Annotated in this window: 19 protein-coding genes; 4 read left to right on the forward strand and 15 right to left on the reverse strand. The window is 42.5% G+C overall.

Annotated elements, in window-relative coordinates:
* Window positions 1-169: 169 nt before the first annotated feature.
* Window positions 170-553, forward strand: coding sequence for a PaaI family thioesterase (locus ACYVRS_RS01025; RefSeq protein ID WP_461202181.1), 384 nt, complete (start codon window positions 170-172; stop codon window positions 551-553).
* Between the two features lie 111 nt (window positions 554-664).
* On the opposite strand, the gene ACYVRS_RS01030 is transcribed toward ACYVRS_RS01025, so the two are convergent.
* The gene (locus ACYVRS_RS01030; RefSeq protein WP_312499955.1) at window positions 665-877 is read right to left on the reverse strand and encodes a DUF2922 domain-containing protein; all 213 of its coding nucleotides are present in this window, start codon (window positions 875-877) and stop codon (window positions 665-667) included.
* Between the two features lie 33 nt (window positions 878-910).
* Window positions 911-1114, reverse strand: a complete 204-nt coding sequence (locus tag ACYVRS_RS01035; RefSeq protein WP_054115521.1) for a DUF1659 domain-containing protein — start codon at window positions 1112-1114, stop codon at window positions 911-913.
* Between the two features lie 184 nt (window positions 1115-1298).
* Between ACYVRS_RS01035 and ACYVRS_RS01040 the strand changes: the two genes are divergently transcribed.
* Entirely contained in the window at window positions 1299-2489 is a 1191-nt protein-coding gene (locus ACYVRS_RS01040; RefSeq protein WP_461202183.1) for an AI-2E family transporter, read from the forward strand.
* A 398-nt stretch (window positions 2490-2887) separates the two neighbouring features.
* Here ACYVRS_RS01040 and fic read toward each other — a convergent pair whose 3' ends face one another.
* The 9 genes from fic to ACYVRS_RS01085 all read right to left on the reverse strand — a co-directional run bounded on the left by fic (window position 2888) and on the right by ACYVRS_RS01085 (window position 10987).
* Window positions 2888-3493: a protein adenylyltransferase Fic gene (gene fic / locus ACYVRS_RS01045; RefSeq protein WP_461202186.1), complete on the reverse strand. Its 606-nt coding sequence runs from the start codon at window positions 3491-3493 to the stop codon at window positions 2888-2890.
* Window positions 3494-3858: 365 nt separating this feature from the next.
* Window positions 3859-4785, reverse strand: a complete 927-nt coding sequence (locus ACYVRS_RS01050) for an ROK family protein (RefSeq protein ID WP_461198145.1) — start codon at window positions 4783-4785, stop codon at window positions 3859-3861.
* Window positions 4782-5417, reverse strand: a complete 636-nt coding sequence (locus ACYVRS_RS01055) for a GyrI-like domain-containing protein (RefSeq protein WP_461202188.1) — start codon at window positions 5415-5417, stop codon at window positions 4782-4784. The genes ACYVRS_RS01050 and ACYVRS_RS01055 overlap by 4 nt, the downstream gene beginning before the upstream one ends.
* A gap of 151 nt (window positions 5418-5568) precedes the next feature.
* The gene (locus ACYVRS_RS01060) at window positions 5569-6249 is read right to left on the reverse strand and encodes an amino acid ABC transporter permease (protein ID WP_461202190.1); all 681 of its coding nucleotides are present in this window, start codon (window positions 6247-6249) and stop codon (window positions 5569-5571) included.
* Window positions 6249-7097, reverse strand: coding sequence for a transporter substrate-binding domain-containing protein (locus tag ACYVRS_RS01065; RefSeq protein ID WP_461202192.1), 849 nt, complete (start codon window positions 7095-7097; stop codon window positions 6249-6251). The genes ACYVRS_RS01060 and ACYVRS_RS01065 overlap by 1 nt, the downstream gene beginning before the upstream one ends.
* A gap of 16 nt (window positions 7098-7113) precedes the next feature.
* A complete protein-coding gene (locus tag ACYVRS_RS01070) occupies window positions 7114-8571 on the reverse strand; it encodes an amidase (protein ID WP_313539920.1) in 1458 nt (485 codons plus the stop codon).
* A 245-nt stretch (window positions 8572-8816) separates the two neighbouring features.
* Complete coding sequence (locus ACYVRS_RS01075; protein ID WP_312499861.1) at window positions 8817-9659, reverse strand: DUF368 domain-containing protein; 843 nt, start codon at window positions 9657-9659, stop codon at window positions 8817-8819.
* A 99-nt stretch (window positions 9660-9758) separates the two neighbouring features.
* The gene (locus ACYVRS_RS01080) at window positions 9759-10271 is read right to left on the reverse strand and encodes a GNAT family N-acetyltransferase (RefSeq protein ID WP_461202195.1); all 513 of its coding nucleotides are present in this window, start codon (window positions 10269-10271) and stop codon (window positions 9759-9761) included.
* Between the two features lie 89 nt (window positions 10272-10360).
* Window positions 10361-10987 carry a glycosyltransferase family 32 protein gene (locus ACYVRS_RS01085; protein WP_461202197.1) on the reverse strand — a complete coding sequence of 209 codons (627 nt, stop codon included), beginning with the start codon at window positions 10985-10987 and terminating at the stop codon, window positions 10361-10363.
* A gap of 129 nt (window positions 10988-11116) precedes the next feature.
* Between ACYVRS_RS01085 and ACYVRS_RS01090 the strand changes: the two genes are divergently transcribed.
* Entirely contained in the window at window positions 11117-11506 is a 390-nt protein-coding gene (locus ACYVRS_RS01090) for a hypothetical protein (RefSeq protein ID WP_461202199.1), read from the forward strand.
* Window positions 11507-11520: 14 nt separating this feature from the next.
* On the opposite strand, the gene ACYVRS_RS01095 is transcribed toward ACYVRS_RS01090, so the two are convergent.
* On the reverse strand, window positions 11521-12624 hold the full coding sequence (locus ACYVRS_RS01095; protein ID WP_313539915.1) for an alpha-hydroxy-acid oxidizing protein: 1104 nt from the start codon (window positions 12622-12624) through the stop codon (window positions 11521-11523).
* A gap of 170 nt (window positions 12625-12794) precedes the next feature.
* On the opposite strand from ACYVRS_RS01095, the gene ACYVRS_RS01100 reads away from it, so the two are divergent.
* A complete protein-coding gene (locus ACYVRS_RS01100; protein WP_313539912.1) occupies window positions 12795-13103 on the forward strand; it encodes a DUF2316 family protein in 309 nt (102 codons plus the stop codon).
* Between the two features lie 54 nt (window positions 13104-13157).
* Here the strand turns inward: ACYVRS_RS01100 and ACYVRS_RS01105 are convergent, their stop codons facing one another.
* The 3 genes from ACYVRS_RS01105 to ACYVRS_RS01115 all read right to left on the reverse strand — a co-directional run bounded on the left by ACYVRS_RS01105 (window position 13158) and on the right by ACYVRS_RS01115 (window position 14951).
* A complete protein-coding gene (locus tag ACYVRS_RS01105; protein WP_313539909.1) occupies window positions 13158-13586 on the reverse strand; it encodes a GNAT family N-acetyltransferase in 429 nt (142 codons plus the stop codon).
* Between the two features lie 79 nt (window positions 13587-13665).
* Window positions 13666-14388, reverse strand: coding sequence for an epoxyqueuosine reductase QueH (locus ACYVRS_RS01110; RefSeq protein ID WP_461202202.1), 723 nt, complete (start codon window positions 14386-14388; stop codon window positions 13666-13668).
* Window positions 14389-14627: 239 nt separating this feature from the next.
* The gene (locus ACYVRS_RS01115) at window positions 14628-14951 is read right to left on the reverse strand and encodes a DUF1292 domain-containing protein (protein WP_054114393.1); all 324 of its coding nucleotides are present in this window, start codon (window positions 14949-14951) and stop codon (window positions 14628-14630) included.
* Between the last annotated feature and the right edge of the window lie 4 nt (window positions 14952-14955).

Here is a 14955-nt window from a genome sequence, read left to right on the forward strand (position 1 = left end):
CCTCCTCAACTCACGTAGTTCCATTATACACATAACTCCGTGCTTTTCGTTGTAAATTGCTTTACTTTCATGAATTATTTTGACCCAAATTGTTACGGGTTTATTTGATCGCTGCGGGCGAGTCTGTTGTAAAACATGCTATAATCAAACAAAATAGGAGGCCATAAATATGAACTTACTTGAACTATTAGGGATTGAGATCGAAGAAGCCACAGCGGCGCATGTCCGTTTGCGTATGGAAATCGGCGCAGCGCATAAACAACCTTTTGGGATCGTTCACGGTGGTATCAATGGTGTCTTGATCGAAACAGCCTGCAGCATCGGCGCCAATCAAGCTTTGGCCGCAGACGAAGCGTTTGCAGTCGGTGTTGATCTGCAAGTCAACCATTTAGCCGCTGTGCAAGAAGGGGTACTGATCGTTGAAGCAGTACCTGACAAAATCGGTGCCCGCATCCAAACTTGGCAAGCAACCATTTGGCAAAAAGAAGGGCCGAAAACAGCAGTTGGTCGCTGTACGTTGACCACTTTGAAAAAAAGAAAGGCAAGCAGCTGACTCCAGTTGCTTGCCTCTCTTCATCTTTCAACCTATGGTTATCCCCTTTTTGTATCATAAAAGAAAACAGCGAAAAGGACTTTGCTTTTCGCTGTTTTTTCATGATTCTGTTTAAAACAATTTGGTTTCAATCGTTTCTACGATCTTTGCCCCTGACACTTCTGTGTAATACTGAATGTCATTGCTTTCAAAAATCCCCACCGCTGCGATAGATGCCATTCCTTGTCGCACTTGTTCTGCCGAAATCGCTTCATCAAATACTTTGGGTTGCAAGGTATGCTTCTTGCCTTCACTGTTCAAAAAAATCGTGTGTAATTTCTTCATTGGCTACTCCTTTCTGTGCTTGTTCAGCAACGATTATTTGACATATTCATTTTGGATCGTTTCGACGACGGAGGACAATGCTGCTGTCGCTGAGAATTGTGTCAGTGCCTCTCCAACGGCAACGATTTGTGCTTCACTGGCACCGTTCTTCACACGATTCAATGTTTGATTGACAGGTTTTTCTGAATCAGGTGTGTCGATCCGCACCGCCAACTTCGTTGTAGTACCGATTTTCATTCGTTCCACTTCCTTTCAATTGATCTTTGGTTCTTTCTCTGGCTTTTTTCTCTGTAAGTGGCGCCCTTACATCAATAGAAACGAGGGGAAGAAGCCAAAGTAAAAATATTTTTGCTAAGACTCGCTCTTTTTTTACATCATGAACGAGATTCGCTATAATGAAGCATAGAAAGTGAGGCAAATCATGAAAAAAAATCGTTTGATTCAATTTTTAGGCGGCAAAACCAGCTATTATGTATTGGGTTTGATTATTCTATGTACCATCGCTATCTTTTTACTTAATCAAATATCTTTTTTGTTTACCCCCTTCACAGCAATCATTACAGCAATTATTCCACCGTTTCTTTTTGGTCTGATTTTGTATTATCTATTTAACCCGATCGTTGATAAATTGGCACCAAAAATACCGCGTACGGTCACGATTGCAGGGCTCTATCTGATCATTATTTTGTTGATCGTCTTTGCAAGTTTTCAACTATATCCTGTTTTGGCACAACAAACCACAGATTTGATCAACAACTTGCCAGATCTAGTCAATGACTTCCAACGCAATGCCGACTCGTTTTTGGCAAACACACCATTTAACGATGAAATGAGTCAAATCGCGGATACGTTCCAAGATATTGCCAACAACATCATGTCCTTTATTGGCGACTATTGGCAAACTGGTGCAGCAGGATTGAGTAGTCTTTTCTCTACAATCTCTACCCTATTTATTGCCTTATTCACAGGACCAATCATTGCGTTTTTCTTGCTGCGCAATCCCAATAAATTCTATTTTTCGGTGCTATCTTTGATTCCACCTCGTTTTAGAAAAGATTTCAACGAACTTGTAAAAATCTCTAATTTGCAAGTCGGCGCATTCCTTAAGGGACAGGTCATTTCTTCTTTGATTCTAGGAGCGATCTATTGGGTTGTTTTCTTATTGATTGGCTTGGAATATGCAAGTATCATCGCAATTGCCGCTGGTATTTTATGTATTATTCCTTATATTGGCCCATTTATCGTCTTTTTCCCTGGGCTATTCATCGCTGCTCAAGATTCAACGGGTATGCTGATCAAGTTTTTGATTGCCTGGTTTGCAGTCCAATTGCTGCACGGCGATTTGGTCGTACCTCGTGTCATGGGGGACCGCTTGAAAATCCATCCCATCACAATTTTGGTTGTCTTATTGGTCATGGGCGATTTGATGGGATTAGTGGGTGTGATCTTCGGTATTCCGATTTATTGCCTAATCAAAGTATTGGTGGTTTATCTGTTCCGCAAATTCAAGCAACGCTATAATCGTTATTATGGTCAAGAAGGCAAATACTTCCATAGTGCCTTTACGAGTAAAGATTATTTAGGGGATGAAGATGAGGCCGCTAAAAAATAAATACATCGGTTCACTTTGAGCATTGATTTCATTCTAAATACAAAAGGAGAGGACAGCCAGTCTAAAATGGTCCCTCTGTCAAAGACACAATAAAGAAAGACATTAAGCAACGTGAAGATGATTCCTCTATTGAATAGGAGTCATCTTTTTTTCATTCCATTAATCACGATAATGATGAAGTTCCATTTAACTTTCTCTGTTGTGTTTTTGAAAGAAAAATCTAGAGCGAATCAACACCGTAAAGTTATGGAAATAACATCCGTTGATTCGATAGATGATTGATCGCTAATAACACCAAAAAAGCCACGTTACTATATGTGGCTTACTCTGAATGATATATTGTTTGGTAAGCGGACAAATCGTGCATACCCATAGGTTGTCATTTGCTCCACCTGTTATTACAGATCATCTATCGTATACTCCGAGTAACCTTCATAGAAATAGCTGACATCGATTCCTCTCATGTACAACTCGCGATCGTTAATTTCATCAGTTAGCGCGTTAGAAATTAGATAGCGTATTTCTAAGTCATTTACCGGATTCCTCTCCATTGCAGAAAGATAGTCTTCTTTGTTGATCATGTTCCAATCGATAACTTTTTGCAATTCTTCCTTCAAAATAAGATCAAGCCAAATTCTAGCACTCCGACCATTGCCTTCACGAAACGGGTGAGCGATATTCATTTCCACGTATTTCTTGATAATCTCGTCAAAAGAAGTTTGCGACATTTGATCAATATGCTTTAACGAATGTTCCAGGTACATGATAGGTGCGAAACGAAAATTCCCTTTTGCGATATTGACCGTCCGAATTTTTCCTGCAAATTCGTAAATTTCTGAAAAGAGAAAATCATGAATTTCAGATAAGCCTTTAAACGTGCCGACTTCGATTTCATTTATTTTTCCTGAATCGAATAATTCCTTCGCTTTTTGCTTACTGAGTTTTTCTTCAGCCTTGGCCAACTCAACTTGATTGGTCAAGCCCAATTTATTCTCTAAAACCATGCAAAATCCCCTTAACTTTATGACATAAGTTTGTGAAACACCCTCAAGCCTATTATATCGCGAATGCATTCATGGGGTCAAAAACTATTGAGACTCTGATTCCTTTGAAGATTTATCCTATTCGTTATTAATTAAGATGAATATCCTGAAACTAGTCATTTTCTGAAAACTGTTATAAACACGCTCGCCTGACATTTAACGCGCATATTCTCAATTCAAGTATACAAAAGGTACCTGTAGGTTGGACACTCTTTGTTACAAGTGTCCTATCTACAGATACCATTTTAAATAAACCACCATCAGATGGTGTATTTGTCGTTGTTTTATAGTTGTTACTTTCATAGATCGTACCCTTTATCAAGCGTTTACGACTCTGACAACAAAAAGAATTGGTATAATGCCCCCAAAATATTGGCGTCGTTTTGGAATTTACAGGCGCGAATCGCCGGTGTCGTGAGGGTTTGTTTGAGCAATGGCAGACTTTCTTGGATCTGCGAATACTGACGGCGAATCTCTTCAATGACAATGTCTTGTGCACTGATTCCGCCGCCGATCACATAACATGATAAGTCGATCACAGATTGCACATTCAGAATCACACACGCAATCTCTCGGCAGTAGGCTGTAAACAGCGGCCAAACGCGTTCATCCCGCTGATTGATGGCGTCAAATACCGTTTCTCCGTCAGATAAATCAGCTAAAGCCAGCTGCTCGGCCGCTTGGCGAATCATCGCCACAGCCGAACCGCTAAAGCCATATAATTGCTGTACAGTTAGACCGTCGACCTTTTCCGATTCTGCAGTTCGGCTGGCATTCAACATAAAACTTAATTCTCCAGCTTGGAAATGCGCCCCTTCGATCAATCGGCCATCGAGAATGATCCCACCGCCCAATCCAGTCCCTAACGTGATCGCCGCACCATGATCGACGCCCTGCAGATTGCCTAACCATAACTCAGCTAAAGCTGCTGCTTTACCATCATTGATGATTGAAACAGGTAAATCAAAAGCTTCCGCCAACTCATCCTTTAAAGATACCCCATTTAGGAAAGGCAGTGCCCCGCCAAAAGAGATTTTCCCCGTATGTGTATCCACTTTCCCTGGTGTGCTGAACGCAATGCCGCGAATGTCTTGCTGGTGCTCAGCCACGATTTCATGAATTGCCGCCAAAAAACCAGACAATTCTTTTGGCGTTTTGGTCCGAGTTTTTGACAAAATATTGCCGGAACGATCGATCAAAGCCGATTTCGTGTTCGTTCCGCCGATGTCGATGCTTAGATAGTGTCTGCTCATAAAACAACCTCCCCTGTGACAGCCCACCGCAAGACCGTTTTTGCTTTCTCAGGCGCAGTCTTTCTAGGATCGGTCAAATAAATTTCTCGATGCTGAAAACTGTCCATAGTTGGCCGCATCGCCAAATGCTCTTGCTGCAGCACTTCAGCCATCTGAGCAAAAGTAGCTGCTTCTGTATCAAAAGAACCAACATGAAGAGCCTGCAGGACCAAACCTTCTTCATAGCGCTCAAAAATCAGCTGATCGAGAAATGGATTGTCTTTCTTTTTCTTCACCTGCATCAGTTGTTCCTGAAACATGTCTTCTGTCACTTGGTCAGGTTGTCGCAGCATGATCTTATAGATCAGCTCGTCTTTTCGGACAGGGCCATCGGGTTTGTTTGCGGTTGTCCAGACCCCTTCTAAAGGATAGACAGTATATTCAAAAGGTGTGGTGCCGATCGTGCCTTTTTTTAATCCCATGCGTATGCTGTAAGCAACACTGTACAATGCTTCGATTTGTTGTGAAAATGCTGGACGATTGGGATCTCCTTGACTGCTGATACTGATAAAATTGTAAGCAGGCAGCACCAAGACCCCTGGTTTCTTCGGTAGATAGACATCTTTTTCTTGCTTGCGCCATTCGTATTTCATCATATCCTCCTTGCCTCTTGTGCTTTTCTCTATTCTACCATGAATAGCTAGTTAGCGAAAAAACAGTTATTTCTTTTTTTTAAATAAAAAACTGCAATCAACGTCCCATATAGGCACGTTGATTGCAGTACAAGAGCTACGGCTCTTTTTTTTATGATTTTACTGCCCTATTTGCAGTCAACCGATCGGAAAAATACTTTTCTAATCGTTTCTGTCCCACTTCGATCAACAGACACAGTCCCCAATAAATGACCGCAACAAGGACATACATCGACATATAATCAAATGTTCGTCCTCCTACGATTTTGGCTTTTTGAAAGATATCAGGAATCGTGATCATCGCAGCCAAGGAGGTGCCTTTTAGCAGATCCATCGCCACATTACTCAATGCAGGAACTGAGATGCGAAACGCTTGCGGCAAAATGATCAAACGCATCGTTTTGGTAAAGGACAGTCCCAAAGCATATGCAGCGTCAAACTGCCCACGATCCACGCCAGCAATGGATCCACGATAAATTTCGCCGATAAAGGCACTACTTGTCAAAGTAAAACAAATGATTGCCGCACTAAGCGCGGACAACTGATATGGCAAGCCAAAATAGAGCAGAAACAACAAGACCAATGCTGGTACACCTCGGAGAAATGACAAATAGCTCCGAACAAGCCCACTCAGAATCGGGTTTTGCAGCATACCTAGAAACGTCAGCAGCAACCCCAACAGATTGCCCCCAAGAAAGGAAACAACGGCAATCCCCACAGTATAGGACAACCCCGACAGCAAATAAGGCAGCGACTCCCACATCAAAGGAAAATCAAGCGTCGGTATATACATTACTCTGTGTCCACCGTTTGGATCTCTTGATCAGATTCCACAGAGATATCTGTCTGGAAGTACGTCTCAGCAAGTGCCTTTAAGCTGCCGTCTTCTTTCATTTCCGCCAAAACTTCATTCACTTTTTCCCGCAATGCCTTGTGGTCTTTGACAAATAAAAAGCCTGTTTCATTGGGATCAAAGTACACATTTTCTAAAATTTTGACTGGGATGTCTGGCATAGCCGCAACCGCCATCTTTTGTAAATAGTAATCATTGATGATCACATCTGTTCGTCCATTGGCAACATCCGTCAAATATTGATCATTCGTCGCATTGTCATAGGTCACCAACTCTGCACCATATGATTCAGCCAACCGCATATAGCTGGTATTTGGTTCGCCAGCTGCTTTTTTGCCAGCCAAATCATCTAAAGAAGCAATCCCAGAGTCATCACTTTCACGGACGATCATACTATTGAAGGAATATTTGAATGGTGTTGACAAACTAAATTTTTCTGCCCGTTCATCTGTCAAACCAAAATCATTGGCGGCAAGATCCGCCTCATCTTTAGTCAAAGAAGAAACTTGACCATCGACGTTATATTCTTTAAAAACAACTTCAACACCCAAACGCTCAGCGACTTCTTTCGCCACATCGACATCATAGCCGACCAATTCATTGTTGTCGTTATAATAAGAAGACGGATACAGCGTGCCTGACGTTGCAACCACCAACTCTTTGGCTTCTTCCACTTTGCTTAAACTTTGATCTTCCTGAGACGTAGCGGACGGATTGCCGCACGCACCTAAGATCAAACCTGCCAAACCAATGACTACCCAACTTTTCTTTCTATTCAAAAACTTCATGATATCCTCCTAAACACTATTTTGCTACTTGTGGCGGCAATTGGAATTGCCCCTTCGCTTCAAAAAGACGGCCAATTTGAAAAAGTAGATCCTCCCGGCCTTTTGATGCCATAAACTGGATTCCCAGTGGTAGCCCATTTTCACCAACCATCGTAGGCAAACTAATGGCCGGTTGACCAGTTAAATTCGCCAGTTGTGTATATGGTGTCAACTGATAGCTTTGATCAAACATCTCATAAATCAAATCAGCTGCTTGCCCTTCAGACAAGTCTGCGATTTTTCGCAGACCATGACGGATACCATCACTCTGCAGATCCGTTTCGATCATGGGTGCTGTATAGGCTGTCGTCGGCGTCAAAAACAAATCAAAACGCGCGAAAAATCGTTCCATTTTTTCTGCAATCTGATCCCAATATTGTAATGACTCGATATAGGTAGCTGCTGATAATTTACGGCCATATTGATACAAGCCCCATGTCATCAATTCCATCTCATCCATCCCTGCAGCTTTCCCTCCAGCCGCTTCAATCGCCGCAAACATAGCGGCTGTTTCACCGCCGTTCATGGCATAATAACTCTGCATCATGCGCTGTCCATCGATTGGATAATCGATTTCTTCCACTTGATGGCCTTGTTCTGACAAAAAAAGAGCCGCTTTCCTCACTGCTTGAATCGCCGTTTCTGATACGCGTCCACCCACAGGAGATTGAGTAGAAAACGCGACTTTCAGTGGGTTCTTATCGCTGGCTTTCTGATGGGTCCATTCCACTTGCGGTGCTTGATAGGGCGCTGCCGGTTGTGATGTCCGCAGTGCATAAAATAAGTGTTCTGTGTCTCGCATCGAAATCGTCAGGGCAAAATTGATCGAGGCGCCTTGCCAACTGCGCCATTCACCTGGCCCCACCGGCATCGTGCCACGTGTCGGTTTCAAACCGATCAGTCCTGTGAAGGAAGCAGGAATACGAATCGATCCACCCCCATCACTCGCACCAGCAATTGGAAACATACCACTTGCAACCGCAGCTGCAGCACCGCCACTTGAACCGCCAGCAGAGAATTGCGCATTCCAGGGATTGCGGGTAACACCGTATAACACAGGATCCGTCACATTCTTGAAACCAAATTCTGGCGCATTCGTTTGACCAAAAGGCACGAAACCCGCTTGCTCCAATCCGCTGACGAAATGACTCGTCTGACTAGCTGTTGTCTTCGCGAACAACTTTGCCCCAGCTGTCGCTGGCCATCCGGCTTTCCCTTGCCCGAGAATTTTCAACGGGATTGGTTGGCCGCCAAAAAGGCGATTTTGATAATCTGTTGCCTGAAATTGGTTCAAAGCCGCCTCTCGATTGCTATGAACTAGGGCATTCAATTTAGGGTTTTGCCGTGCGACTGTTTGTTCAATCATCTCTAGGCGCTCAGAAAAACTGATTTTGCCAGTTTTCAGCAACTCTGACCAATACATTGCATCTTGCATGATGTGCCTCCTAACATTTAGGTACTATTCGGTAAACTATATATAATATTCGTTATTTAATCTAACAACTCCATAAACTGTATTACAATCATAAAATCACTTATTTATATTGTTTAATATACCAAAATCTTCTCTCTACAGCAACAAAATTAAAACAGTTATTAAACCTGTTATATACTCATGAGCCAGTTTAAACATCGACTGATACACAAAAAAAAGAGTGGGTTTATCCACTCAATCATTGCCTATTTATACTTATCTTCCAACTTACTCATCCATAGACCCAACCATAATCCTAAGCCAAACAAGATGAGACCGATCACTGCTGTCAACCAAGTAAACCCTGCATAATCGGCAACCGGAGGGATCACGATCAATACAGTTGACGCCACTACGATCCCTAATATAAAATGATACACTTTTGAATGAAAGTGTGCCAATAGCCATTCCATCAATTTAGAAAAAAGCAACATAACGGCCAAACCGCCAATCGCGATTGGCAAAAAGACACCAATCATGTCGAAGCTCTTGAACCCTTTCAGCATTGGGTCATACAACCCTAATACCAAAAGTAAATTGGAAGGACTTAATCCCGGCACCAAAACCCCCAATGCAATCAAGCCACCGGCTAATACAAAACCGAGGAAATTGGCGGGAATCGTCCCTAAAATATCGTCCATGAAATACAAGAATAAAAAACCGATGATCATGGTGCCAAAAAACCAGCATACATCGCCTTTGGTCCGCTTACTCTTGACAGTTGATTCCTTGGCTAAGGCTGGCAGCGTGCCGACGATGGCCCCTGCAAATCCCCAAAGCACAATGATCTGATAATTTTGCAGCAACCACTCCAACGGTTTCGATAACAGTCCGATCCCAACGATTCCACCAATCCCCACAGGCAAGAAAAACAGCAGGTTTTCTTTGAAATTTTTGGTCAGATGCGCCATAAACCGAAGCATGCGTTCATAAATACCTAATATAGCGGCCAAAACCCCACCAGAAACCCCTGGTAAAATAAAGCCCAATGCGATCACGACCCCTTTGATAAATCGGGATAACACACTTTCGTTTTTTCGTTCTTCCATTTACTTGCAAACTCCTTCATGATCGCTATGCAGCAATCCAACTTTTTTTCATTGATCCTTTTAACTATACTTGATTCTCAAAAAAATGAAAAGCGATTTCTAGATCAGATGCTTTTCCATCAAGAGATCAATTTGCTCATCATCTCCCATAAAGAAAGAATGGCTGCCAACCTTTTCAAACCCCATTTTTTTATAAAAAGCCAATGCATTGGGATTGTGTTCCCAGACGCCTAGCCAAATCGATGTTTTCCCCATCTCTTTGGCACATGTTTCAGCATGGGAGAGCAATACTGTTCCTAAACCGCGTCGTTTATACTCTTTCTTGATATAGATCCGCTCAACCTCTAATCCATTCGGCGCAATAGCTTCCGTCTGCTCATCCCCCCAATTGATTTTTATGTAGCCAGCTGTCTGCCCCTCACTTTGTAAGAAAAAGAAAGCAGAAGCTGCCGTATTCAGTTCTTTGGTCAATTTAGGTTTGTTATAGGCCTCTTCTAGATAAATGCGCATGTTTTCCTTTGTATTAAACGCATCGAATGTATCCTTATAGGTGCTGATACTGATAGCAGCGAGTTCCTCTAAATCTGCGCCTGTACATTGTTTGATTTCCACGGCTATACCTCCTTCTGTCTATCGGGTTATTTTATCACAAAGGATTTTCCCCTTCCATAAAAAAAAGCCCCTGTATGGGCTTTTAGCTGTTATAACCATGAACCGGAAAACTGATGGATGACCATCGTTGCTGGATCTTTCTCGACTTCTCCCGTGATATAACTTTTTGGTGAGAAAGTCAATTGCGGGAAGATCGTGACACCTTTGATGGTTTGCTTCTCATTATTCAGCTGTAATCCATGTTTTTGCAATAACGCTGTTACCCGAATCACATTGGTCACGACGTCTTCTGTTTTTTCTGCCCGCACAAATGCCCGGCCGTCATAATCCTCAAGCCATTCTTCCATAAAGGATTGATGAGGCGCAGCGCCGATGATGCCTGTTGAGATTTTGGTTTCGATCTCAAACCCCATAAAGGCGTCCAATTGCAACAATTCATCTAGCGGCTTGACCACTTCAATATCGGTATCCATATAAATGCCACCTTCTGTCACCAATGCATACAGACGTACGACATCGGATACAAAAGCCCATTCTTCTTGTTCATAAGCTTCCTTGAGATACGAACCAAACTTAGACAAATCGATGGTCGACTCGTCCCAACGCTTGATCTCATAATCCGGGCAATATTTGCGCCACGAATCCATATACTTCTTTTCTTGCTCACCTAATGGATTGCCGCCAAACCAGCAATAATGAATTTTTTTGGGTATCATATGAACCGCTCCTTTTTTGGTCTATATAAATAGTGTAGCCGATTCAATGAATGATGCAAAATGATTTACACCACAATGGAAAGAAGGAATAACAGAAAAATCAGCATATTTTGCTTCGGCAGGAAATCCATGATAAAATCAATACAATTATTTTCCACTAAGACAATAGAAGTTGGAGGAATAGGGAAGGATCAAGAAATCAGCAACAAGCGCTTCTTTTTTTATCGCAAACTGGATTTTGCCATGAATGTCGTGACGTTCTTTTATTTGATTGCACTATTTTATTCACTGATCTACTGGTTCACTTTCTTTGTTTGGTTGGTTCGTGCTGCGTTGCTGCTCGCCTTGGTGATGGGTATCATTGAAACCATTCAAGGCAATCGTTTTGCGCGGCAATATCGAGAACGAGATACCTACTATCATCAGCTGAATCAGCATGACAGTCCCCTAAAAGTCAATCCACCACAACGAACTTCTCCATCCTCTTCCTCTGTAAAAAGAAAACAAGGAGCTGTGTAAAGGCTCCTTTTCTTCTACATGTAACGATTTTCTCGCAATACAGCTTTTTTGATTGCTGCCACATCTTGTGTGCCAGCCAACTGCATGACCATTTCCAATTCTTTCTTGAAAAAGTCAAAAACTTGTTTCACACCCGTTTGACCGCCTAGGGCTAATCCATAAATTGCCGGTCTGCCAATGGCTACCAAGTCGGCACCAGAGGCGATGGCTTTGAATACATGCTGCCCACGTCGAACCCCGCTGTCAAAGACGATCGGTACCCGACCTGCGACCGCTTCCGCCACGATCTGCAGTGAGTCAAAGGACGCCGGACCACCATCTAATTGCCGACCGCCATGATTGGATACCCAAATACCTTGTGCCCCTGCATCTAACGCCCGTGCCACATCTTCTTCCGACTGCACACCTTTGACATACACTGGCAGTTGCGCTTCTCTCGCAATGAAAGCCACATCTGCCGGACTTAATTTTTGTTTCGAAGAACCATAGACAGCATCCATGGTTTGGCCAATCCCTGATTGATACGCCTGAACGATAGGCATCGCCAGCGGAAACGTAAAGCCATTGCGGCGATCGGTTTCCCGATTCCCCCCCACAGTGGCATCAGCTGTCAATACGATTGCTTGCGCCCCGTTGCGTTTCGCCATCGCCAAAATATCGCGGTTGATTCCATCATCTTTGCTCATATAAAACTGGAACCATTGGGGTGCCGAATCGCCTCCAGCTGCGCGAATCTCCTCTAATGTACAAGACGCATAGGAACTCGCCGTGAATACGGTACCAAAATCAGCCACACCTTTCGCAGATGCACGTTCTGCAGCTACATTTGCTAAGCCATGGGCCGCAACTGGCGCCATCATAATTGGGGCTGTAAGTTTTTCCCCATAGATCTCAGTTGTTGTATCTGGTCGTTCGATGTCCTTTAAAATATGCGGAATGATCAACTTATGATTAAAGGCCCGCTCATTTTCTCGATAGGTAAAAATATCTCCAGCACCACTGCTGATATAGCCATAGCCGCCTTTGGGAATCACTTTTTCTGCTTCTTCCGCTAAATCTTGCATATTGATAAAATCGATGGTGCCTTCTGCTGTACTTGCTTCATATAATTTTTCCATGCCAATCCCTGCTCTCCAATAAGATAACGTTTACATTTTATATCCTACGCCTCTTTGGGCGAGCGGGCAACTCATCCGCTCGTGAAATAGTTGACAGAAAGTTGCAATAGGTTTATGCTCAAAACGCCTTTGAAAGATACCCCTCATGGGAAATGAAAGGAAGATGCGCTATGTCATTGACGCCACAAGAAATGCAGGCCACTCGTACGTCTTTTCAAGAAAATATTACCCTGCTGATTCAGTCCTTTGAAGAGATCGCCCAGGCCCTCAATACAAGCGCTGCATATGTTCAAGCAGTCGCCAATTTAGATGCGGTACATATTGAAGATCCATGGATTTTGAAGAATTATCTGAAAGGGCAACTCCAACGCTCAGGTAAGAAACCCATCCCTTTCACTGCGCTAAAAGGTGATTTTCATCAATACTGGTTTCTGGATAGCCAGCGCATTGAAGCGGGCAAGCTAGAACGATCAAATTAAGGCCTGGATCATGCAAAACAGGGAAGGCGCCAACCTTTCCCTGTTTGTTTGCTCTCAAAAATATTTTAAAAAGCGTTTTTGCTCCTTATCCATCCGATACCCGATATGCTGATAAAATCGATGGGCAGCGCCTCGATCTGCACCAGAATTTAACCGTATGCCTTGTATGCCTTGCTTCTGCGCTTCGTTTTCGATTCCCTGCATTAACGCTTTGCCAATTCCACGCCCTTGATACGCTTCAGCCACCACCAATCCTAAAATATTGATGACTGTCGGTGCATATAACGTCTCATATATTTCTCCATGGACATATCCTACCACACCCCCATGCGCATCTTCATATACCAAGACATAATGATGGTTATTCGACAGAATGATGGCCAACTTTTCCTTTACGGATGACAATGGATAGAGATACCCTAAGTCGTTTGCATTTAATTTCTGAACACACTCAGCATCTGCTTGTATCATGAACCTTAACATAGTATTTCCTCCTTTATTTTCCGAAAAATATAATGGATGACTCGTTTACCAAAGTGTAAGAAAATGACGCGTATCCTTTTCATTCTAGCTGATCAAGAAAAGCTTTCGCTTCTTTTTGAATGTGCTTCAAATCGACGCCTTGTTTAGAAGCCGCAAATAGACAACCACAATAGCATTGCCGATAGATATTATATGCCCGACACATGTCAACCGACCGTTTATAGCCATTATTTTTTTTAAAATCACTAGGCAAATAATTTGTATCGAAAAATTGTTGAATCTCGATTCCAATTTGATTGATCAGTTGGCTATCTTTTTTTGGCGATAACGTCAGCGCGCTGCCAAAATAATCGTAATTCAATTCACTGGCTTTGCGGGCAACAATATCTAACCGCATTTGAAAACAACTCGCACATCTTTGACCACCTTCTGGTTCATCCTCTAAATGATTTTGTTTCACTAGTTGAATAAATTGGTTTGGCTCATAGGGAGCCGCCAAAAATTGAACGTTCGCAGCTGTTTTTGTATTGAAATCTGCCACGAATTGCTTTTGAACAGCCTCACGTCGCTGATATTCTGAACGTGGATGAATATTTGAATTCGCAAAATATATTGTGATATCGGCAAACGCAGAAAGATATTCAAGGCTATACGTGCTGCATGGCGCACAACAGCTATGTAAGAGTATCTTGGGTCTTTGGGCAGCTGCTTGCCAATTAGAAATCATTTGTTGAAGAAGCTTGTCATAATTTATTTTTTGATTTGAATCCATTTTTTCTAACACATCAAGAATATTCAACATTTTTGTCCGTGTCACCTTTTCAATGAAGTCTGGCACTAATAAGTATGCGCAGCATTTAGTATTTATGGCCTTATTTAAACATACATATTGCATCAAAGCTATATAAAAAACGTGTTGCGTAACGGTTACAAGGCCGTTAAGAGAAACAAACTTTCTCTATCTTTCTCTATCTATACATTTCAATACATAACAAAAAAAGCTGAACCCCTCTCATTCAAGGGTTCAGCTCCATTTTCGTTCTATTCTTCTTCTTCAGCCATGAATGTATTGAAGACTTCTTCAATCATATCCCATTCTGCTTCAGTTTCGATTTGTTCTAGATCGCCTTCTGTACCGTCTTCGTTCTCAACGTAAGCATAGGCTTGTAATTCGACATCTTCATCCTCTGGAACACCTGCTGGGTATAACAACACGTAGTTGCGGCCAAACTCTTCGGTGCCATCTACTGTTAAAAGGATTTCGAACAATGTTTCATTGCCTTGTTCATCCACTAACGTGATATGTTCATGTCCTTCGTGATCATGATCGTGGTCATGATTGTGATCGTGTGTATGTTCTGCCATAATA

The organism is Enterococcus salsurae (assembly GCF_054784955.1).